The following is a 20,761-nucleotide window of genomic DNA, read 5'->3' on the forward strand; positions in this document are numbered from 1 at the left end:
CGTGGCACCGTTCAAATGCGCGTGCGGAAGCGGTTGCGACATGGCGGGCTTGAACTCGGGCAGGTCGAAGGTGCGCATCTCATGCGCCACAGTCTCGCCACCCAGCTCGTCAAGCAGCGAAGGCCAATCAACGAGGTCGCCGATCTTCTTGGCCACCGGAGCATCAACACAACGGCGCTGTACGTGAAGGTTGCGGCCTCGCAACTCGCAGAGGTCGCACTCCACTTTCCGGGAGGCACGGCATGACCGCCTTTACCCGATTCCTCGGCGAGAAGGCCGAGCGTTACATCGAACTGCGCCATTCGCTTGGCTACTCTTTTAGCAAACAAGCTGGCACGTTGCGGGCTTTCGTCCGCTACGTTGAACGCGCTCAGTTCGATGCGCCCGCCACCCGGACGATGGCGCTGGACTTCGTCCTGTCATTCGGCGGCGCCGCCAACAGCCGTACCACTCGTCACGGCGTGCTCCGCCGATTCTACGAGTATCTCGCCGTCTATGATGCCCAAACGGAGACCTTGGAGCGTAGAGTCTTTCCCAGATCCAGGGCGATTCCGCCGCCGCGGATCCTCAGCGAGTCAGAGTTGGCGTCGCTCATCGACGCGTGTGCGCGCATTTCGCCAGGCATCCCTCTCAGGGGGCGGACGATGGCAACGCTGATCGGATTGTTGGCAAGCTCGGGACTACGATCTGGCGAAGTGGTCAGGCTTGATCGTTCCGACGTCGATCTGACCAGCGGGGTTCTTCTGGTTCGGAAGACGAAGTTCCGCAAGGACCGTCTCGTTCCAGTTCACACGACGACCCAGGCTGCCCTTCGCCACTACGCCCGTGAGCGTGACGCCGCTTTTCCCACGCCCAAGGACCAGGGCTTCTTCCTCAGCTCTCGTGGCAACCGTCTCTCAGCGACCGGCCTACAAAACGGTTTTGCCAAGGTCCGCAAGCTCGCCGGCCTTGATGGCGGTAAGGCACCGGTTCGCCGTGACCCGCCTCAGCTTCTGGCATCAACAGCGTGCAGACGTTCAGGCGTTGCTCCCGTTGCTCGCCACATATCTCGGCCACGCCAGCTACAGCGATACAGCTTACTACCTCACTGGTTCGGCGGATCTTCTCGCCATTGCGGCGGACCGCGCTTTCCTCGATGGAGGTGCAGCATGAGCGAACATCTGCTCCTGGAATCCTACTTTCGCCGGCGCTTGACCAAGCAGCGCAACGCCACTCCCGCGACTGTCGCGAGCTATCGCGACGCCTTGCGCATGCTGATCCTCTTTGCCGCTGCCAGGTTGCGGAAGAGGCCGGCGGCGTTGGTGCTCGAAGATCTCGATCGAGACCTCGTTCTCGCCTTTCTCGACGAACTCGAGGAGAAGCGGAACAACACCGTCGCCACGCGCAATGCCCGACTAGCTGCGATACGATCTTTCTTCCACCATGTGGCAGCGGCCGACCCGGCGTCCTTTGGTGTCGCGCAACGCGTGCTGACTATTCCCACAAAACGGGCGCACATTGAGGTGACGCGCCACCTCACCAACGCAGAAGTGGACGCAATCATTGCGGCGCCCGATCAGAGGACGCCCCGTGGTCGGCGCGACCGCGCGTTTCTGCTGTTCCTGGCGCGGACCGGTGCGCGGGTCTCCGAAGCCATCGGTGTCAATGCTGACGACCTTCAGTTGCAACGCCCGCGTTCGCAGGTGCTGTTGCACAGTAAGGGGCGCAGAGATCGCGTCATCCCCGTTCCTCAGGATCTGGCGAGAGCGCTGGCGGCCTTGTTGCGCGGACGCGGAATCGCCAACCACGAACCACGACCGATCTTTGTCGGCGCCCACAAGGAGCGCCTGACGCGCTTCGGGGCGACCCACATCGTACGACGAGCCGCGGCCAAGGCAGTGGCCATAAGGCCGGACTTGGCCGAAAAGCCCATATCGCCACACATCTTCCGGCACTCCCTCGCCATGAAGCTTCTCCAGTCCGGCGTGGATCTTTTGACGATTCAAGCCTGGCTCGGGCACGCACAGGTCGCCACCACCCACCGCTATGCCGCCGCGGATGTCGAGATGATGCGCAACGGACTCGAAAAGGCGGGCATCGAGGGCAATTACGGGGCGCGCTTCTGGCCCACCGATGCCGTTCTGCAACTGCTGAACAGCATCTAAGCTAAAATATTATGTGGCGGAGGATTCCAGATTTGGCAGACCCCGGCTGGCGCCAGGACGGCTCCGCCACAAAATCTCACCCGATGCATAAGAACGGATCGGCGCCCATCGTCTCGCGCACCAGCGCCGCCAGGCCCTCGGCCCCCTTGCGGAAGTCCACCGGCTTCGTCGCGACCATCACCTTGACCACACCCGTCGGCCCGATCACGACGGCGCCTTCAGCGCACGGATCACCGCCGCCACCGTCCTGGGGTCGGCGCCACGACCGACCCGCATGGCGACACCGTCAATCTCCAGCTCGATCACGCCGGCTTCTCGCGCGGCCTTCCGCTTCCGTGTCGATCTCGCGCGCTTCCCGGCCGGGTCGGGTTCCTGTGCCGCGACAACTGCGGGAACAAACAACGGCTCCGGTGCCGGCGCATTCGCCAACGGCACCCGCGCGGACCGGCGCCAGGCGAACAACTGCTGCGGGGACAATGCATGTCGCCGGGCCACTGCGCTCACGGTCTCGCCGGCATCATAGCTTTCCGCCACGATCCGCGCCTTCTCCTCCGGCAACCATTCGCGCCGTCGGCCGGCACCCGTGAACACCTCGAAACGTCGCGCCGGCTCAGAATCCTCGGACTTAAGCGTAAGCTCTGAAATCGTCATGTGTCGAAGCCCTCAAAGGCTCCGAACATCGCTGCTCACGACCACGCGCGAAAGGTGGCGACAGGACAACGCTTACGGAGATGAGAATGCCTGAAACGATGCTTGCAGCGCATTCCAATATTCCCACACCCCACACGATTGCTGTGTACGCTTCGCCGTGGTCGTCACCTCCCACGTCGCAAAACTCACTACCGGGCGGGCGCTACCCGTTGCCCGGGCCGAACTTGCACCGCTGGAACTCGCCAGCTTGGCCTGGCGCACCTCAACTTGATTGTCGCGCTGCACCAGCTCGTTACTCGCGTGCGTTGTGCTTTCGCTTCGAACTTGGCGCTGGGTCTCGAGTAGGGAGGCGGCGTTGCTCTTGTCCAACGGCAAGACTGGCAACGGCCACGCCGATGCAGCACGCACACGTCCACGGCCCTCGTCGACCGTCCCTTGGTTGTGCTCGGAATAAGAAGCGTAACCGCACTAGATGCGACATTCCGTTGCGGCACGCTCACCCACCCGCCCACCCCATTTTCTGAGATGGCTTTCGGTTGTCTCAAGCACGCGAAGACAGCTGAGCGCGTACATTCGAAGTCAGCCAATCTTGTACGGCAGTTCGCTACGTCGGTCGTGGTCGATCGTGATCGTACTCTTAAGCGGCGGGACGGCGCGTTGAATGCAATCCAGGCGCTCGCATATGCGGCATGAAACCCCGATGGGCTCGAACGCAGAGCTGGTCGCAATGTCCAGCCGGTCGGCATAGACGAAATCGCCCGCTTCGGAGATCTCGCATCCGAGCGCGATCGCATAGCGTCGATGAGGAGTTCCAAATCCACCGTCGGCCTTGGTGATTTCTGTGGCAATACTGAGATAACGCACGCCGTCTGGCGTCTCGGCCAGCTGGCAATCCATGCGGCCTGGGGTTTCGAACGCCTGATGGGCGTTCCACAACGGGCAAGCTGCGCCGTAGCGGGCGAACTGCAACTTCGCGGCGCTGTGGCGTTTGGTGATGTTGCCAGCTCGATCGATGCGCGCGAAAAAGACGGGAACGCCCTTCATCCTGGGCCTTTGCAACGTCGAAAGGCGATGCGCCACCTGCTCAAGGCTGGCGCCAAAGCGCATAGCGAGCAGGTGCAGGTCGTGCCGAAGTTCTTTTGCCGCTGCCAGGAACGGACGGTATGGCAACAAAAGCGCGCCGGCAAAATAATTCTGGAGGCCGATCCTGCATATCTCTGCCGCTTCGGCGGTACGTAAGCGCGCGCGCTCGATGATGGCGTCGATCTCCGCCCTATGCTCCAAGGCGCCGATCTGGAATGCCATCTGGAAACTGCGCGTTGATGCAGGCGAATAGGAGTTCAAGTAGAGCACGCGCGAGGAAGCGTCGAACCGCCTGATCACCCGTTCGCCATTGGCAGCACGCGCAATGCGAACGTGATGATGCTGTTCCAGATGATCTGACAACGCCGTACCGACATCTCGATCCGGTATGCCCAGGGCTTTCGCCAGATGCTCGGCCGCCCGGTCGAGCTCATCGATGTAGTTGTCAACAAAATGAAAGAAATCCCGCACTTCCTCATAAGGTGTCGGCTCGGCAAAAGCATTGGTTCGGATCAGCTGGTCGTCGAAGCTGGCAAGCTGCTCGCTATTTCTGCGATACGCCTGATGACACGTGATCAGCGCATGTGCGAAAGACGGTGCGTTTTGGGCAACGAGCTTGAGTTCCTGAAATCCGGCCAAAACACCACCGAATACGGGGTCAGCAAGGGCCTCGCTCAGTGCCGAGAGCAGCCGGTCGGCCTCACTGCCGCCAATTGAGGCGATATCAACCTGGAATTTTTCGGCCAGCGCAAGAAGCACTGCAGCTGACACCGGCCGCTGGTTGTTTTCTATCTGGTTCAGATAGCTGGTCGAGATTCCCAGCCGCTCGCCAAACGCCGCCTGGGTGGCCTTGCTAGCCTCCCGCAGTTCGCGCACCCGCCGCCCAATGAACAGCTTGCCGTTTGCCATTTGCAATTTCGCATGTTGCCGTTCGCAATTTCATACATTCGCAATCGCACACGGTCAAGCCTTTCCCGTGCATTACCGGCGAACTAATGCGGAGCGTAATTCCAGTGGAGGCCCTCATGCCATTGTGCAGCAAAGCAAAGCCGAGTTCGAGGCAAAGCCAGATCACCGCACTGCGATTCCAGACGACCTGGAAGATGCTCGAGCAAACGGCTGGGCGCTGATGCGAGCCGTTCTCGAACAACTCGAAATCCGTCGTGCGCAGGCTCGCATGGGCGGCGGGCAGAAGCGTGTCGACGCTCAACACGCAAAAGGCAAGCTGACCGCCAGGGAGCGCCTCGTGGTGCTTCTCGATGAAGGCTCCTTCGAAGAATACGACATGTATGTCACGCATCGTGCGACGGACTTCGGCATGGCTGAACAGAAGGTCGCCGGCGATGGCGTGGTCACAGGCTGGGGTACGATCAACGGCAGGCTGGTCTATGTCTTCTCACAGGACTTCACGGTGCTCGGCGGGTCGCTGTCGGAAACACACGCTCAGAAGATCTGCAAGATCATGGACATGGCGGTGCGCAACGAGGCGCCGGTGATCGGCCTCAACGATTCCGGCGGCGCGCGCATCCAGGAGGGTGTCGCCTCGCTTGCCGGTTATGCCGACGTTTTCAAGCGCAATGTAGATGCTTCCGGCGTCATTCCACAGATTTCGGTGATCATGGGACCCTGCGCCGGCGGCGCGGTCTATTCCCCGGCCATGACTGATTTCATCTTCATGGTTCGAGATTCCTCCTACATGTTTGTAACCGGTCCGGATGTGGTCAAGACGGTCACAAACGAGATAGTGACCGCGGAGGAACTCGGCGGTTCTGCAACGCATACGCAAAAATCTTCGGTTGCGGACGGGGCTTTCGAAAACGACGTGGAGGCTTTGGAAGAGGTTCGGCGCCTCTTTGACTTCCTGCCCCTGAACAATCGCGAAAAGCCGCCGGTGCGGCCTTTTCATGACGATCCCGAGCGGACCGAGCTGCGCCTGGACACGCTGGTGCCGGAGAGCGCCAACAAATCCTACGACATGAAGGAACTGATCCTCGCCATTGCGGACGAAGGAGACTTCTTCGAGCTTCAGGGAGCCTTCGCCCGCAACATCATTACCGGTTTTCTGCGCATCGAGGGCCGGACCGTCGGCGTTGTCGCTAACCAGCCCATGGTGCTGGCCGGATGCCTCGACATCGATTCCTCCCGCAAGGCGGCGCGTTTCGTTCGCTTCTGCGACGCCTTCGACATCCCGATCCTGACGCTCGTCGACGTGCCGGGTTTCCTGCCGGGCGCCGCCCAGGAATATGGCGGCGTCATTAAGCACGGCGCCAAGCTGCTGTTTGCCTTTTCTCAGGCGACCGTGCCGATGGTGACGTTGATCACGCGCAAGGCTTATGGCGGCGCCTACGACGTGATGGCGTCTAAACATATCGGCGCGGACATCAACTACGCCTGGCCGACCGCCGAAATCGCGGTGATGGGCGCAAAGGGCGCGGCCGAGATCCTCTACCGATCAGAACTCGGCGATCCAGAGAGGCTCGCGGCTCGCACCAGGGAATACGAGCAGCGTTTCGCCAACCCTTTCATTGCCGCCGAGCGCGGCTTCATCGACGAGGTGATTATGCCACATTCCTCACGCAAGCGGATTGCGCGTGCCTTTGCCGCGCTGCGCGGAAAAAGCCTCGAGACGCGGTGGAAGAAGCACGACACCATCCCGCTTTGAGTGGCAAAAATGTTCAAGAAAATCCTGATTGCCAATCGTGGCGAGATCGCGTGTCGAGTGATCAAGACGGCTCAGAGGCTCGGCATTGCCACAGTCGCCGTCTACTCCGACGCTGAACGCGACGCCTTGCATGTCCGGCAGGCGGATGAAGCCGTCCATATCGGCCCCGCCGCCTCGGCCCAGTCGTATCTGAGCATTGCCAACCTCCTGGATGCCGTCACCGCCACGGGCGCTGATGCGGTTCATCCGGGCTACGGGTTCCTGTCCGAGAACTCGAATTTCGCCGAGGCGCTAAAAGCCAAGGGCATCGCCTTCATTGGGCCCTCGCCCGTCGCCATCGAGGCGATGGGCGACAAGATCACCTCGAAAAAGATCGCAGCATCCGCCGGTGTCTCCACGGTGCCCGGCCACATGGCCCTGATCGAGGATGCCGAGGAAGCGATGCGCATCGCCGGAGTGATCGGCTTTCCTGTCATGATCAAGGCATCCGCTGGCGGCGGCGGCAAGGGCATGCGCATTGCCTGGAATGAGATCGAGGCGCGCGAAGGATTTCACTCCTCGCGAAACGAAGCCAAGAACGCCTTCGGCGACGACCGTGTCTTCATCGAGAAATTCGTTACCGAACCACGTCACATCGAAATCCAGGTCCTCGGTGATCAGTACGGCAACATCGTCTACCTTGGCGAGCGGGAATGCTCGATCCAGCGCCGCAACCAGAAGATCATCGAGGAAGCGCCCTCCCCGTTCCTCGACGAAGCAACTCGACATGCAATGGGACAGCAGGCCATCGCTCTTGCCAGGGCGGTCGGCTACCACTCCGCAGGTACCGTTGAATTCATCGTCGACCGCGACCGCAACTTCTACTTCCTCGAGATGAACACCCGGCTTCAGGTCGAGCATCCGGTTACCGAACTTATAACCGGCATCGATCTGGTCGAGGAAATGATCGGCATCGCCGCCGGTCAAAAGCTGGGCTTTGCCCAAGAGGACGTGAAGCTGAACGGCTGGGCGATCGAAAGCCGGCTCTACGCCGAAGACCCGTATCGCAATTTCCTGCCCTCGATCGGTCGTCTGACACGCTACCGCCCGCCCGCCGAAGAGCCGCGTGCGGACTGCTCACTTGTCCGCAATGATACTGGTGTGGTCGAGGGCTCGGACATCTCGATGCATTATGATCCCATGATCGCCAAGCTCTGCACCTGGGCCCCCGATCGGCTGGGCGCAATTGACGCCATGGCTGCCGCGCTGGATGATTTCGAAGTGGAAGGCATCGGCAACAACCTGCCGTTTCTCGCCGCTGTCATGGACCATCCCCGGTTTCGAGAGGGGCGGCTAAGCACGGCCTTCATCGCAGAGGAGTTTCCGCACGGATTCGCAGGTGTGTCCCCAACCGATGCGGACGAGCGCAAGCTCGCCGCGGTTGCCGCACATATCAACTGGAGACTCCAGCAGCGCAATGTCTTGATCTCCGGGGCGATGGACAATCATCGTCGCAAAGTCCCTGGCGATTGGATCGTCACGCTTGGCAACCATGCCTTTGCGGTCGCCGTGCGCGACCAAGACAACGGAACCGCAGTGTCATTCGATGACGGTTCGGTTCTGTGCGTTGCAAGCGACTGGCTGCCGGGACGGCACCTCGCGCACTTTCAAATTGGCGCCGAAAGCACGTCGATCAAGACCTCATGGTCAGGAACCGGCTACCGACTGCGCTGGCGCGGAATGGATGTTGTCGCCCATGTACGCAGCCCACCTGTCGCCGAACTGGCGCGGTTGATGCCGAAGAAGCAGCCGCCGGACACCTCCAGGCTGCTGCTTTGCCCGATGCCCGGTGTGGTCACCGCGATTGCCGTGTCCGAAGGAGAACAGGTCGAGGCTGGACAGGTGCTGGCGACCGTTGAGGCGATGAAGATGGAGAACGTCCTGCGCGCCGAACGGCGCGCCATCGTCAAACGGATCGCCGCCAAGGCGGGCGCAAGCCTTGCCGTTGACGAACCCATTCTGGAGTTCGAATGATGGCGGATCCAAAACTCACCGACTGGCGCGCTCTTGCCGAACGGGAGCTGAAGGCCTCGGCCGATACACTCGTCTGGCGCACACCCGAAGGCATCGACGTCAAGCCGCTTTACACGGGCGACGATTTGGATGGGATTAACCATCTTGCCACGCTGCCCGGCCTGAAGCCATTCGTGAGAGGACCGCGCGCGACCATGTATGCCGGCAGGCCGTGGACAATCCGGCAATATGCCGGCTTCTCGACCGCGGAGGAGTCGAACGCGTTCTACCGCAAGGCGCTCGCCGCCGGCCAGCAGGGCGTGTCAGTAGCGTTCGATCTCGCCACACATCGCGGCTATGACAGCGACCACCCGCGCGTCGTCGGCGATGTCGGCAAGGCTGGCGTGGCAATCGATTCCGTCGAGGACATGAAGGTTCTGTTCGAGCGCATACCGCTCAAGGACATTTCCGTCTCCATGACCATGAACGGTGCGGTCATCCCGATCCTTGCCTGCTTCATCGTCGCCGGCGAGGAACAGGGCTGCTCGCCGGCCGAGCTTTCCGGGACCATCCAGAATGACATCCTGAAGGAGTTCATGGTCCGCAACACCTACATCTACCCGCCCGAACCCTCGATGCAGATCGTCGCCGACATCATCGAGTACACCGCAAAGGAGATGCCGAAGTTCAACTCGATCTCCATCTCCGGCTATCACATGCAGGAGGCGGGCGCGACCCTGGTGCAGGAGCTCGCCTTCACGCTGGCCGATGGGCGTGAGTATGTCCGCGCGGCATTGAAGACGAGCCTCGACATCGACGATTTTGCCGGACGGCTCTCGTTCTTCTTCGCCATCGGAATGAATTTCTTCATGGAGACCGCCAAGCTGCGGGCGGCGCGACTTCTGTGGTCGCGTATCATGGAAGAGTTCCAACCGAAGAAGCCTTCATCGCTGATGCTGCGCACGCACTGCCAGACATCGGGCGTGTCGCTGCAGGAGCAGGACCCCTACAACAACATCGTGCGCACCGCCTACGAGGCGCTCGCCGCGGTTCTTGGCGGCACGCAGTCACTCCACACCAACTCTTTCGATGAAGCGATCGCACTGCCGACTGAGTTTTCGGCGCGGATCGCGCGCAACACGCAACTGATCCTTCAGCACGAGACCGGCGTAACCAAGGTCGTCGATCCGCTGGCCGGCTCCTACTACGTCGAAAGCCTGACCGCCGAACTTGTCGATAAGGCGTGGGCGCTCATCGAGGAAATCGAGGTCATCGGCGGCATGACCAAGGCCGTCATCGAGGGCCTGCCAAAACGCCTGATCGAGATGGCGGCGACCCGCCGCCAGGCGGCGGTCGACCTCGGCGACGAGGTGATCGTTGGCGTCAACAAGTACCGGCTGGAAAACGAGGCCCCGATCGAGGTTCTTGACATAGACAATGCGGCGGTGCGCGAGGCGCAGATCCGTCGTCTCCAACAAACAAAGCGTCAGCGCGACCCCAAGCGCGTCGACGCTGCCCTTGCCGCGCTTGGTAAGACCGCGGCCAGCGGCAAGGGCAATATCCTCCAAGCTGCGGTTGAAGCGGTGCGAGCTCGCGCGACAGTCGGGGAGATCTCCGACGCTATGCGCCGCGCCTTCGGCGATCACGTGGCCGTTCCTGAGGTGACTTCGGAGGTTTACGGCGCCGCCTTCCAGAATGAGCCGGAATACCAAACACTGGCGTCGCGCATAAAGGAGGTTTCCGTCTCGCTCGGCGGCCGGCCGAAGCTGATGGTGGCCAAGCTCGGCCAGGATGGCCATGACCGCGGCGCCAAAGTGATCGCATCTGCGTTCGGGGATCTCGGCTTCGACGTCGTCGCCGGGCCGCTTTTCCAAACTCCGGAAGAAGCCGCAAGCCTGGCGGTGGCCTCTAAGGTTCATGTCGTCGGCGCATCCTCGCTCGCGGCCGGACACAAGACACTCCTGCCGCAACTCGTCGACTCCCTGAGGGCGAGAGGAGCGGAAAACATCATCGTCGTGTGCGGTGGCGTGGTGCCGCGCCAGGATTATCAGTTTCTGTTGGACCGTGGGGTCGCTGCCGTGTTCGGCCCTGGAACCCATGTCCTGGATGCCGCTCGTGCGGTCGTCGATCTCCTCGAAGGTAGGCGCCGCAATCAATGAAGAGTCTCGATCGTCAAGGACTTGGTAATCGAGTCGGGGCGCTCCATGCCTGGATATTGACGCCGTCATGCTCGGTAATGATCCTCGAAATTTTCGAGCGTCCAGGATGGTCGCGCCAGCGACAGGCGATGGACCAAATACTCCCCGGTCAGCTTCAAAATGTAGCCATCAAGCGATCAGCGCAGGGCACCACGAATTCGCAATTCGCTCGCGGCCTCGACTCGAGGACTGGAAGACCGAGCAGAATGCCGTAAGGACAATCTGCTTCGGCATGAGGGAAGGAAACAATGATAATGAGTGGACCGCAGATGAGCTGCGAAAGCGCCCCGCACCTGTGGACGCAAACGGAGGCTCGCGCGCTTCACGACGCGCCATTCAACGAGCTGCTCTTTCGGGCCCAGACGATCCACCGGGAGAATTTCGACCCAAACAAGGTCCAGCTCAGCCGGCTTCTCAGCATCAAGACGGGGGGATGTCCGGAGGATTGCGGCTATTGCAGCCAGTCGGCGCATCACGAAAGCGGGTTGAAGGCGTCGAAGCTGATGGAGGTCAAGCGCGTCATCGCCGAGGCGACCAAGGCGCGTGATGCCGGCGCCACCCGCTATTGCATGGGCGCTGCCTGGCGCAGCCCCAAGCCGCGCGACATGGATGCGGTGGTGGCGATGGTCGAGGGCGTGAAAGCGCTTGGCATGGAAACCTGCATGACGCTTGGCATGCTCGATCTTGAGCAGGCCGCTCGTCTGAAACAGGCCGGTCTCGACTACTATAACCACAACATCGACACCTCCGAGCGCTATTACACGGAGATCATCTCGACCCGCACGTTTGCTGATCGGCTCGATACGCTCGCCAATGTCCGCGACAGCGGCATCAAGGTCTGCTGCGGTGGCATTGTCGGCATGGGCGAAGAACCGGTGGACCGGATCGACATGCTGGTGACGCTGGCCAACCTGCCGGAGCATCCCGAAAGCGTTCCGATCAACATGCTGATCCCGATCGACGGCACCCCGCTTGCCGACGCCAGGCCGATCGAGCCGATCGAGTTCGTGCGCGTGATCGCGCTGGCGCGCATCATGATGCCGAAATCGCATGTCCGTCTTTCCGCAGGCCGCACCGCCATGACCGACGAGATGCAGGCGCTGTGCTTTTTTGCCGGCGCCAACTCGATCTTCGTCGGCGACACGCTGCTGACGGCGGACAATCCCGGCGAGGACAAGGATACTCTGCTGTTCCAGCGTCTCGGCATCGAGCCGATGGAAATCGGCACGCAATGAACGAGGCACTTCTTGCCCGGTATGACGCATCCTTGCGTGGACTGGCGCGAAAGGACCGGCTGCGGACGCTTGCGCCGCGCGCCGGTCTCGACTTCTCGTCGAACGACTATCTCGGGCTTGCCGCCTCCAAAAGACTGGGCGACGCGGTTGCGGCGGCGATCGCGCGCTGTTCTTCGGCAGCGGCTACATCGCCAACTTCGCTCTCCTGACCGCGCTGCCCCAGGACCTGCTGGTCCTCGACGAGCTCGCCCATGCCAGCATGCATGAGGGCGCGCAGGCCGGGCGCGCCGAGTTTGTAGTGGCTAAGCACAACGACGTCGATGCCGTCGATGAGGCAATCACGCGCTGGCGCGCCGAAGGCGGCACGGGGCGCGTCTGGATCGCGGTCGAAAGCCTTTACAGCATGGATGGCGACCGCGCGCCGATGGAGTGTATCGTCGCGCTTGCCGATCAGCACGAGGCATTCTTCGTCGTCGACGAGGCGCATGCCACCGGCGTCTGGGGACCGGACGGCCGCGGGCTGGCCGCCGCTCTCGAGGGCCGCGACAACATCGTCGCGCTCCACACCTGCGGCAAGGCGCTCGGCGCGTCGGGCGCGCTCGTCACCGGACCGCGAACGCTGTGCGACTATCTCGTCAATCGCTGCCGGCCGTTCATCTACGCCACCGCGCCATCGCCGCTGATGGCAGTGGCGGCGCGACAAGCGCTGGCCATGTTGTCCGACGAGCCTATGCGCCGCGTTCAACTGCAGGAACGCGTTGCCTTCGCCGGCCGGCAATTGGCCGAGCGCTGCGGCGTGACGCCCAGCGGCTCGCAGATCCAGCCCTTTGTCATCGGCGATAACAGGCGCACCATGGCGGTGGCGGCGGCACTGCAGGCCCGCGGCTTCGACACACGCTGCATTCGTCCGCCGACGGTGCCCGAGGGCACGTCGCGGCTGCGCATTTCGCTGACGCTCAATGTCGGCGAAGTCGCAATTTCGGCCATGGTCGAGGCGCTCGCCGAAGCGTTGGCCTCGGTATGACCAAGCGCCTCGTCGTCACAGGAACAGATACCGGAATTGGCAAGACAGTATTTTCGGCCGGGCTCGCCGGCCTGCTCGAAGGCTTTTACTGGAAGCCCGTGCAATCGGGCCTCGACGAGGAGACTGACAGCGAGGTCGTTGCCCGGCTATCCGGCCTACCGGCCGGACGCGTGCTGCCGGAGGTTTACCGTCTGAGCATGCCGCTGTCGCCGCATCGATCAGCCGAAATCGACGGTGTCGCGATCGAGGCGAATGACCTCTCTATTCCCGCCGCGCCCGGCCCGCTAGTCATCGAAGGTGCCGGCGGCCTGATGGTGCCGCTCAATCGACACACACGGTTCATCGACATTTTCCAGGAATGGCAACTTCCGGTCATCCTTTGCGCCCGCACCGCGCTCGGCACCATCAATCACACCCTGCTATCGATTGAGGCCCTGCGGGCGCGATCCATTCCGCTCATAGGCATCGCCTTCATCGGCGAAGAGGTCGCCGATACGCAAAGGACAATCGTGGAATTCGGCGGCGTGCCGCAGCTCGGCAGGCTGCCGCGCCTCGATCCGCTCACGGGTGAAACGTTGAGAGATGCAATGGTTGCCGGCTTCGACCTCGCCCTTGTTGCCGGAGGCGCCTGATGCCGCAGTCTCGAGTCTGGCATCCCTTCGCCCAGCACGCGCTTGAGCCCGCGATCCCTGAAATCGTCCTGACGGAAGGCGCCTATCTGCACAAGGCCGACGGCGCGCGCATCCTCGACGCCATTTCCTCTTGGTGGGTCGTTACCCATGGCCACAGGCATCCCCGTATCATGAAGGCCATCGAGACGACCGCATCGAGCCTCGACCAGATCATCTTTGCCGGCTTCACCCACGAGCCGGCCGAACGCCTGGCCGAGGCGCTTGTCGGCCTCGCACCGCCCGGCCTCGACCGGGTGTTCTTTTCCGACAGCGGCTCGACCTGCGTCGAAGTTGCCCTGAAGATGGCGCTCGGCTATTTCCGCAACATCGGCGCGCCACGTTCGCGCATCGTCGTCATGGAGCACAGCTATCATGGCGATACCATTGGCACGATGAGTGTCGGCGCCCGCGGCGTGTTCAACGCCGCCTACGAACCCTTGCTGTTCGAGGTCGACACCATTCCCTTCCCGGCCGCCGGGCGCGAGCAGGAAACGCTGGATCGGTTCGAGGCTGTGAGCCGCGATCGGCGCGCCGCCGCGCTGATCGTCGAGCCGCTGGTGCTTGGCGCTGGCGGCATGCTGATGTATCCAGCCTGGGTTCTGGCCGAATTGAAGAAGATCGCCGAGGCCTCCGGCACACTGCTGATCGCCGACGAGGTGATGACCGGCTGGGGACGAACCGGAACCATGTTCGCCTGCGAGCAGGCGTCTGTCTCGCCGGACATATTGTGCACTTCGAAGGGCTTGACCGGCGGAGCCATCCCACGCTTGCGACCGACGCCATCTTCCAGGCCCATTATACCGAGGACCGGAAGAAGACCTTCTTCCACTCGAGCTCCTACACCGCCAATCCGATTGCCTGCGCGGCCGCACTCGCCAATGTCGAAGTCTGGCGCGACGAGCCGGTGGCCGAGCGGATCGCGGCCTTGAGCGTGAAGCAGGCCGAGGGGCTTCGGTCTCGACCTACGCACCGGCTCTGCCGGCTACCTGGCCGAGATCGGACCGAAGCTGCGCGCTTTTTCCTCGAACGAGGCATGCTCGTGCGCCCGCTCGGCAATGTCGTCTATCTTCTGCCGCCGTATTGCATCACCGGCGACGAACTGGACGGGCTCCATGACGCCATCGAGGAGGCCGGCGAACGTTTCGGCTCGCGACAATGAACCGATCGTCGCGCATCCTCGGCTTTGGCCATCATGGGCCGTCGCGCAAGGTCGAGAATCCGGAAATCGAAGACCGTCTCGGGCTTGAACCCGGCTGGATCGAGCGCCGCACCGGGATACGGTCGCGCTTCTGGGCAACCGACGAAGACACGCTGTCGGGCCTTGCCGCCTCTGCCGGCGACATGGCCCTGGCCAATGCCGGCATCGACCGCAGCGACATTGGTCTGCTGTTGCTCGCCACCTCGACACCTGACCACCTTCTGCCGCCCAGCGCGCCACTGGTCGTGCATCGCCTCGGGCTCAGCCGCGCCGGCGCGATCGATCTGACCGGCGCGTGCGCCGGTTTCATCTATGCGCTGATGTTTGCCGACGGATTCACCCGCCTGCACGGCAAAGCGAGCCTTGTCATTGCCGCCAACATACTCAGCCGACGCATCAATCCCGCCGAGCGTGCCAGTGCCGTGCTGTTTGCCGATGCCGCCGGCGCCGTGGTGATCGGTCCGTGCGAGGATGCCCACCGGGGCATTCTCGGTGCCTCGGTGGATTCGGACGGCTCGCGTACGGGCTGATCCAGATTCCCGCCGGCGGAAGCAACACCCCGTTCCATGGTGACCTCGACCTCGCGCAGACCCGGATGACGATCACCGACGGCCGCGAGGTGTTCACCAAGGCCGTGGAGATGATGACTGACTGCTCGAGAGATGCGCTCACTGCAGCCCAAATGCGGCCGCAGGACATCGATCGTTTCGTGCCGCATCAGGCCAATGCCCGCATTTTCGATGCAGTCGGACGAAACCTCGGCATAGCAGATCACGCAATCGTCAAGACGATCGCCGACTACGGCAACTCTTCCGCCGCGACGATCCCGCTCTCCCTGCCGCTGGCCCATCAGACGGAGCCGTTTCGGCCTGGCGAAAAACTCCTTCTGGCGGCAGCGGGTGCGGGTCTCAGCGGCGGTGCACTGGTTGTCGGGATTTAACCGACCGACCGGTCGCGCTGGGAACTGGTCACGAATGATGGATGGGACAACAGACCAATGCGAAAACTAGTCGCCGGCAAGCTGCACGGCATCCACGTCACCGAAGCGAACCTCAACTATCATGGTTCGATAACGCTGGACCCTGACCACTGCGAGGCAGCAGGGATCCTGCCAATGGAATTCGTGGAGATATGGAACAAGAGTTCCGGTGCGCGGATTTCGACCTACGTCATTCTCGGCGCGCGCGGCTCACGATGCTGCATCCTTAACGGAGCAGCGGCTCGCACTTGCCAGCCAGACGACCAGATCATTGTCTGCAACTCCGTCTACCTGGACGAAGCACATATCACCTCGCTGAAGCCGCGGATCGTCACGTTCGACCAGGACAACCACGTACTCGACCGCCTGAGCTATTCCGTCGATCTCGACGCAGATGGTCGTTACAGTTTCTCGATCCTTGACGAGGCGAATGAGGCTTTGGCCGTTCCTGTCCTGGTCGCCGGGGCCTGATTCTTTCGCCGACGCATGTGCGAGCTCTTCGCCGGTTCGCTTGGCCGCCGATCACCGCGCCGAGACAATACGCTTGAAATTCCACTATGACGTCCAGAATTATATGTCGTTGTCCGGAATTAAGCCGGGCTTAGAACTGTAACGAATCCGCCGAGTAGTACGAGCGCGACTCACTCGATAAGGGTTACCAACGCTGTTCCTGTGGGTTACCAATCAGCGTGTTGGGTGGCCTTAGGTTACCAATCAGCGCCGAAATAAGCACAATGAAGACAGCTCCTTAACGCCACTTCGGAATTAATTGTCGTGGGGGACATTGGTAACCTGTTGACCGAAGGGCATTGGGAACCTCTTCTGGCGAAAGGGTGGAATATGAGCCGCTTAGCAGTCAGGCCGGCCACAGATAATTCTGGGCTCTTCCCCTGATGACGACAGATAATTCCGGACGCCATACCACACTGCCCTTTTATGCGACTTTCGAAGCACAAAAAGCGAACATCTCGTATATGGTTTCGACGTCAACTGTTCTGGCTCAGTCCGGCGATCGGCCGGCGTTGTACCGGGAACTCTCTGTACGCGTCGTCCCAAAGGATAATCCGCTATTTCAGCCAGAGACGTATTACATCAAGGCAAGAAAATCTTGATGTCTGGTCTACCGGCAGGCCACGCGCCGGTCGCTCGAACATCAGGTCTCGAAACGCCATCCCGAAGCCACGATCAGCTCTCGGCTATACCAGAACCTTTTGGAGGTCCAAAGCATCACCGCGAAGGCGGCCCGAAGCCAATGTTCTGTAGTTCCCAGTCGGCAGTTTGCCAGCTTGTAGGTTTCGTTCTGGGCGCTCCCACGCATAGAATGGTCCGGCTTTGAGCTTGGTCTTTCCTCGGCGGCTCCATATTGCAGCTTCGTACTTCGCATTCGCGCGGATAGCAGACTCATTTGATGACAGTGCCAGCGCTTCCAACATTTCGACCGCCAACTCACTTGTGGCCGAGAAATAGGGCCGCCCAAGCTTGCGAGCTTGCACCAACGTGTTAAGGCAGCGCTGATCAAGACTGAGTGAGGTTTTGTCGGCGCTTGCTGCAATCATCCATGCCCACACAACATACCCATCGCTTATCGGGTCATGTTTGTTCCAAGGCCATGGCCCTTCACCCGGCAGCCGAGGGACAACCCCCGCCCTGATATCGGCAAGAGCCCAAGAAAGATCTGTCCACGGATCGGCGTCGAGCTTTCCTCGACGATCCGACTGAAAACCGGAAATTCTTTCCAAGCCGCCTGGATACGATCCGCTCGAACCAGCAAGTACCAACGAAAGGCTGGGATCCGGTGCAACCAAGCGCAACGCGAGCTCTGGACCGAAGCCGGATTTGACTAATGCGATTTCTGCGTTAAGGCCGGTCTCGAACAGCGGCACGTTAACTTGCCAGACTTGGTCGCCTTCTATACCGACGCTCAAACGCAGCCGCTCCTTAGGCCGAAACGCTAGAGAACCAAAATCGATGATGATCTGGTTGCCGTTCTTTCGCGGATGGAGGCCCTCGACTCGCTGAAAAGCGCGCCACCCTCCCCTTCGAGCCGAAGTAACATCGATCGAAAGACCAATTGAGAATCGCTTTTCCAAACGTGAAGTGAGCGGCGTAGTGGCGCTCGAAAATTGCTTCGCGGCATATTCAGTCAAGTTGGGGGAGACCACCGGCACAAGATCTTCGTCGATGTCGACAGGCACCGCAGAGGCCGTTCGGAACGACTCATACGCTTGAATGCGGCTTGGTCGAAAATTAGAGGGTACTGGCGTCCATCGCGGCTTCTCGCCTAGTTCGACGATAAAAGGATTCAAGTCGCCGACAATGTCGATTTTCGTCGTCGTCAAGGCCCCCGTCGTGAGATCTTCCGCGTAGCACAAAAATGTCCCGGCCTGGAGTTGCGTCTCCGCAACTCCGTCTTTGTTGCTCAGAAGATCTGCCCCGCTTAATTCACGTTTCATACCGATTAAGCGGAAGTGGTACGGGACATGCGCTGGCCCTACAATGCGGACATTGTACACGTCAGGATCGCCGATCATTCCACGAGCTCCACGATCTGGGCGGGAGGAGCGGCTGTGAAGACTTGATCTTGATAAGAGGGATTCCCGCCTGGGAATTGCGCGGAGGTTGTGTAGCGCGTGAGATCGGGATCGACACGAAACCTCCACGCCATCTCAGCGTCGTTCTTCGTAAAAATCCGCCCGTTTCCATCATTCGCCGTGACAGACACCGCGGCAATCATGTGGTTTTCAACCGCCGTTCGTACGACGACGGGAATCTGCGGGTGTGGTACCCTCAGCAACTTAACATCCCTGTTGAATTGCGTAAGAGATTCTGTTTGCAGATCGGTATTGTTGAGGGCAGCATTTGCAATACGGCCTAGTGTAAATAGGATTTGCTGTCCGGTCACCACCCAGCCGTCGGGATTGGAGAATTCGACGCTCGCTCCACTTAAGCCTTCTATCAAGGCCTGTGTGAAGAAAGGCGGGGTTCCATCGGTCGGAGCCCAGGCACTGGTGCCGAGCCTGGATCCGGCTAGCGAAACCGAGCTTGTCCGCCGTCTAGTAAGCGCGGTAATATCGGGAGTGATCAGAGCTGGGCTTTGCGCACCATTGATCTGCTGAAATATAGCTGGGATGACTTCCTGGCAGGCGTCCAGAAAGACCCAACAGCCGTCGGCTTGCAAAGTTGGCAACGCCGACGCCAGCTGCGTGATGTTAATCGATTGCGCCCATGGCCTGTGATTGATGGAACGGATATCTTCCAACACGGCAACGGCCGTTGTATCGCTGTCGGTCACGCCGTGCGACGCAATATAAAAAAACATATGATCGCCTGGGCGGCATCGTCCGATCCAGCGATCCCCGGCCGTGTGATAATTGGCTTCGTTGGCTGGTTGAACGACATCGTCACCCCGAGGATCGTGATCCACGATGCCCAGGCTGAGCGTATCCTGGCCGGCGACTTGGGCCGGATCAGACAACAACACTTCGATCGAACCGAGCGGGGCGATCAAGCTGTCCGCCCGATCTAGGAGGAAGCGCACGATAGCGCGTGCACCAGCGGTCGTCGCCACCCTGTCGGCCGACCCATTGGCGCTGAGGCTCGGGAAGCGGCCACATCCGATGATGAATGCGTGGGTCTGAGGCGCGTTGCCTGGCCGAAGGTAGATTGTCGTCACGGCGCAAGCCCTATATTTTTTAGACGAGCGTTCAGCCGGGTGTAGAACATCGTACTGGAAAAATATGCGCCATGAGCGTCCAGCACGCCTGCGATCGTATCGACGGAGAAATCCTCGCTGCCCTCAAAAATCGGGGATGTTACGAAGGAAAGCACGTCCATCTTGTCAAATGCATTCCACCAGTTCTTGACCGCCTCTGGCCTCGGTACCGGTTTGGTTTGTCCCGAGAAATCGGAGGTGCTCGCTTCATAGAGTTTCATTTCTTCGAACAGCGCAACCTGTGAGCCCACGGTCAGAAGGAGATTGATCTCTAATTTCGTACCAATAGCCGCAGAAAGGCTCTCGACAGTTTCGCTCCTCGAGAGCAGGTCATAAAGGATTACGCCGCCCATGCTGTGGCCGATCAACACAAATGGTTCGGCGGGCCTTCTCTGTTTGCCTGCGGCAATGATCGCCTCGGAAATTGTTTCTCGGATCTGAGTGCGAGCGTCGTTTGCTCGAAGGTACCGAAAAACATCACCTATAAAGATCGCGAGGCCCGGCGTGATCTTTTCCCGGCCCGCCCGTGCAAACGGGCTGTTGACGAGATTGGAGGCTCCGCTCTTTATTTTATCGGCTGCGGCTTTCACCTTATCTAGGAATCCTAGCCCTTGAATGGCAGCCCCAGCCTCGGCCTCTTTGCGAAGCCGATCACAAAACTGTGCGTCATCAGTCACGGTCGCCAACCATGCGGGCTTTGGTTGGGCTGCAGCATATCTGGCTGCTCCCATCCAGAAGAGCTCCTGATCCTGAGCGGGCGCCTCGTTTGTGTCCGAGAGTGCCGAGACAGAAAGTGCACCGACCACGGCGGCAAAATCGATCCGGGCAGCCACTAGGATTTCAGAACCATCGCCTTGGGCCAAGGCGGCGCCAATGCCTAGTGCCTGGTACTCGGCATCGAACTTCGGGACCGACGCCAACCTCCACTGAGGGTCAGCACCAAACTCGCCCCAATAAGGATTGCGGATCGTGAAATCCGCTGCGGAAAACGCGAGCTCCTTAAAACGGCGATCACGAATCGCCACGTTTACGTCAAAACCGGCATCTGATTTTCTGTTGGCAACGCCGTGAACAAAAACGACCTGCACCATTCCCGTACCCCCCAATATTTGCACTTAATCTTGAATGCCTGTGGCTAGCAAGCCACAGCGCCTACATGTTCAAAGTCTCCGATTCCTATTTCCCGAATAGTCTGTCACCCTCGTTCATAGG

13 protein-coding genes and 4 pseudogenes are annotated in these 20,761 nt (G+C 60.8%); 11 read left to right on the forward strand and 6 right to left on the reverse strand.

Features of this window, described 5'->3' with window-relative positions:
* The first annotated feature begins 15 nt into the window (after positions 1–15).
* Positions 16–246 carry a tyrosine-type recombinase/integrase gene (locus AC0NIL_RS28820; RefSeq protein WP_473574157.1) on the forward strand — a complete coding sequence of 77 codons (231 nt, stop codon included), beginning with the start codon at positions 16–18 and terminating at the stop codon, positions 244–246.
* The gene (locus tag AC0NIL_RS28825; RefSeq protein ID WP_473574156.1) at positions 243–2,144 is read left to right on the forward strand and encodes a tyrosine-type recombinase/integrase; all 1,902 of its coding nucleotides are present in this window, start codon (positions 243–245) and stop codon (positions 2,142–2,144) included. The genes AC0NIL_RS28820 and AC0NIL_RS28825 overlap by 4 nt, the downstream gene beginning before the upstream one ends.
* Before the next feature lie 91 nt (positions 2,145–2,235).
* Here the strand turns inward: AC0NIL_RS28825 and tnpB are convergent.
* From tnpB to AC0NIL_RS28840, 3 genes and pseudogenes are all read right to left on the reverse strand, one after another.
* Positions 2,236–2,322 (reverse strand): annotated as a pseudogene (gene tnpB / locus AC0NIL_RS28830) (IS66 family insertion sequence element accessory protein TnpB); the annotation flags it as partial.
* A 26-nt stretch (positions 2,323–2,348) separates the two neighbouring features.
* On the reverse strand, positions 2,349–2,795 hold the full coding sequence (gene tnpA, locus AC0NIL_RS28835) for an IS66-like element accessory protein TnpA (protein ID WP_473574155.1): 447 nt from the start codon (positions 2,793–2,795) through the stop codon (positions 2,349–2,351).
* Between the two features lie 579 nt (positions 2,796–3,374).
* Positions 3,375–4,787: a helix-turn-helix domain-containing protein gene (locus tag AC0NIL_RS28840; protein ID WP_473574154.1), complete on the reverse strand. Its 1,413-nt coding sequence runs from the start codon at positions 4,785–4,787 to the stop codon at positions 3,375–3,377.
* Positions 4,788–5,007: 220 nt separating this feature from the next.
* Between AC0NIL_RS28840 and AC0NIL_RS28845 the strand changes: the two genes are divergently transcribed.
* The 9 genes and pseudogenes from AC0NIL_RS28845 to panD all read left to right on the forward strand — a co-directional run bounded on the left by AC0NIL_RS28845 (position 5,008) and on the right by panD (position 16,308).
* Positions 5,008–6,540 carry an acyl-CoA carboxylase subunit beta gene (locus tag AC0NIL_RS28845; protein ID WP_473574153.1) on the forward strand — a complete coding sequence of 511 codons (1,533 nt, stop codon included), beginning with the start codon at positions 5,008–5,010 and terminating at the stop codon, positions 6,538–6,540.
* Between the two features lie 9 nt (positions 6,541–6,549).
* The gene (locus AC0NIL_RS28850; RefSeq protein WP_473574152.1) at positions 6,550–8,553 is read left to right on the forward strand and encodes an acetyl-CoA carboxylase biotin carboxylase subunit; all 2,004 of its coding nucleotides are present in this window, start codon (positions 6,550–6,552) and stop codon (positions 8,551–8,553) included.
* Positions 8,550–10,691: a methylmalonyl-CoA mutase gene (gene scpA, locus AC0NIL_RS28855; protein WP_473574151.1), complete on the forward strand. Its 2,142-nt coding sequence runs from the start codon at positions 8,550–8,552 to the stop codon at positions 10,689–10,691. Before AC0NIL_RS28850 ends, scpA begins: the two co-directional genes overlap by 4 nt.
* Positions 10,692–10,984: 293 nt before the next feature.
* Entirely contained in the window at positions 10,985–11,965 is a 981-nt protein-coding gene (gene bioB, locus AC0NIL_RS28860) for a biotin synthase BioB (RefSeq protein WP_287181748.1), read from the forward strand.
* Positions 11,962–12,989 (forward strand): annotated as a pseudogene (locus AC0NIL_RS28865) (8-amino-7-oxononanoate synthase). Before bioB ends, AC0NIL_RS28865 begins: the two are co-directional and overlap by 4 nt.
* Complete coding sequence (bioD, locus tag AC0NIL_RS28870) at positions 12,986–13,621, forward strand: dethiobiotin synthase (RefSeq protein ID WP_473574150.1); 636 nt, start codon at positions 12,986–12,988, stop codon at positions 13,619–13,621. The pseudogene AC0NIL_RS28865 and the gene bioD overlap by 4 nt, the downstream one beginning before the upstream one ends.
* A pseudogene (locus tag AC0NIL_RS28875) lies at positions 13,621–14,819 on the forward strand (adenosylmethionine--8-amino-7-oxononanoate transaminase). Before bioD ends, AC0NIL_RS28875 begins: the two are co-directional and overlap by 1 nt.
* Positions 14,816–15,798 (forward strand): annotated as a pseudogene (locus AC0NIL_RS28880) (beta-ketoacyl-ACP synthase III). The pseudogenes AC0NIL_RS28875 and AC0NIL_RS28880 overlap by 4 nt, the downstream one beginning before the upstream one ends.
* 57 nt (positions 15,799–15,855) lie before the next feature.
* Positions 15,856–16,308, forward strand: coding sequence for an aspartate 1-decarboxylase (gene panD, locus AC0NIL_RS28885; protein WP_473574149.1), 453 nt, complete (start codon positions 15,856–15,858; stop codon positions 16,306–16,308).
* A 725-nt stretch (positions 16,309–17,033) separates the two neighbouring features.
* Here the strand turns inward: panD and AC0NIL_RS28890 are convergent.
* Genes AC0NIL_RS28890 through AC0NIL_RS28900 form a run of 3 tightly spaced genes read right to left on the reverse strand, consistent with a single transcriptional unit; the run spans position 17,034 to position 20,640 of the window.
* A complete protein-coding gene (locus AC0NIL_RS28890) occupies positions 17,034–18,368 on the reverse strand; it encodes a hypothetical protein (RefSeq protein ID WP_473574148.1) in 1,335 nt (444 codons plus the stop codon).
* Positions 18,365–19,510 carry a caspase family protein gene (locus AC0NIL_RS28895; RefSeq protein WP_473574147.1) on the reverse strand — a complete coding sequence of 382 codons (1,146 nt, stop codon included), beginning with the start codon at positions 19,508–19,510 and terminating at the stop codon, positions 18,365–18,367. The genes AC0NIL_RS28890 and AC0NIL_RS28895 overlap by 4 nt, the downstream gene beginning before the upstream one ends.
* Positions 19,507–20,640, reverse strand: a complete 1,134-nt coding sequence (locus AC0NIL_RS28900; protein ID WP_473574146.1) for a hypothetical protein — start codon at positions 20,638–20,640, stop codon at positions 19,507–19,509. The genes AC0NIL_RS28895 and AC0NIL_RS28900 overlap by 4 nt, the downstream gene beginning before the upstream one ends.
* Positions 20,641–20,761: the final 121 nt, after the last annotated feature.

The organism is Mesorhizobium sp. WSM1343 (genome assembly GCF_055901535.1).

Bases quoted from the DNA above. Each gene is read 5' to 3' on its own strand.
- scpA (WP_473574151.1), top strand. From the start codon at position 8,550: ATGATGGCGGATCCAAAACTCACCGACTGGCGCGCTCTTGCCGAACGG.
- tnpA (WP_473574155.1), bottom strand. From the start codon at position 2,795: ATGACGATTTCAGAGCTTACGCTTAAGTCCGAGGATTCTGAGCCGGCG.
- bioB (WP_287181748.1), top strand. From the start codon at position 10,985: ATGAGTGGACCGCAGATGAGCTGCGAAAGCGCCCCGCACCTGTGGACG.
- panD (WP_473574149.1), top strand. From the start codon at position 15,856: ATGCGAAAACTAGTCGCCGGCAAGCTGCACGGCATCCACGTCACCGAA.
- AC0NIL_RS28890 (WP_473574148.1), bottom strand. From the start codon at position 18,368: ATGATCGGCGATCCTGACGTGTACAATGTCCGCATTGTAGGGCCAGCG.
- AC0NIL_RS28840 (WP_473574154.1), bottom strand. From the start codon at position 4,787: ATGGCAAACGGCAAGCTGTTCATTGGGCGGCGGGTGCGCGAACTGCGG.
- bioD (WP_473574150.1), top strand. From the start codon at position 12,986: ATGACCAAGCGCCTCGTCGTCACAGGAACAGATACCGGAATTGGCAAG.
- AC0NIL_RS28850 (WP_473574152.1), top strand. From the start codon at position 6,550: ATGTTCAAGAAAATCCTGATTGCCAATCGTGGCGAGATCGCGTGTCGA.
- AC0NIL_RS28820 (WP_473574157.1), top strand. From the start codon at position 16: ATGCGCGTGCGGAAGCGGTTGCGACATGGCGGGCTTGAACTCGGGCAG.
- AC0NIL_RS28845 (WP_473574153.1), top strand. From the start codon at position 5,008: ATGCGAGCCGTTCTCGAACAACTCGAAATCCGTCGTGCGCAGGCTCGC.
- AC0NIL_RS28825 (WP_473574156.1), top strand. From the start codon at position 243: ATGACCGCCTTTACCCGATTCCTCGGCGAGAAGGCCGAGCGTTACATC.
- AC0NIL_RS28900 (WP_473574146.1), bottom strand. From the start codon at position 20,640: ATGGTGCAGGTCGTTTTTGTTCACGGCGTTGCCAACAGAAAATCAGAT.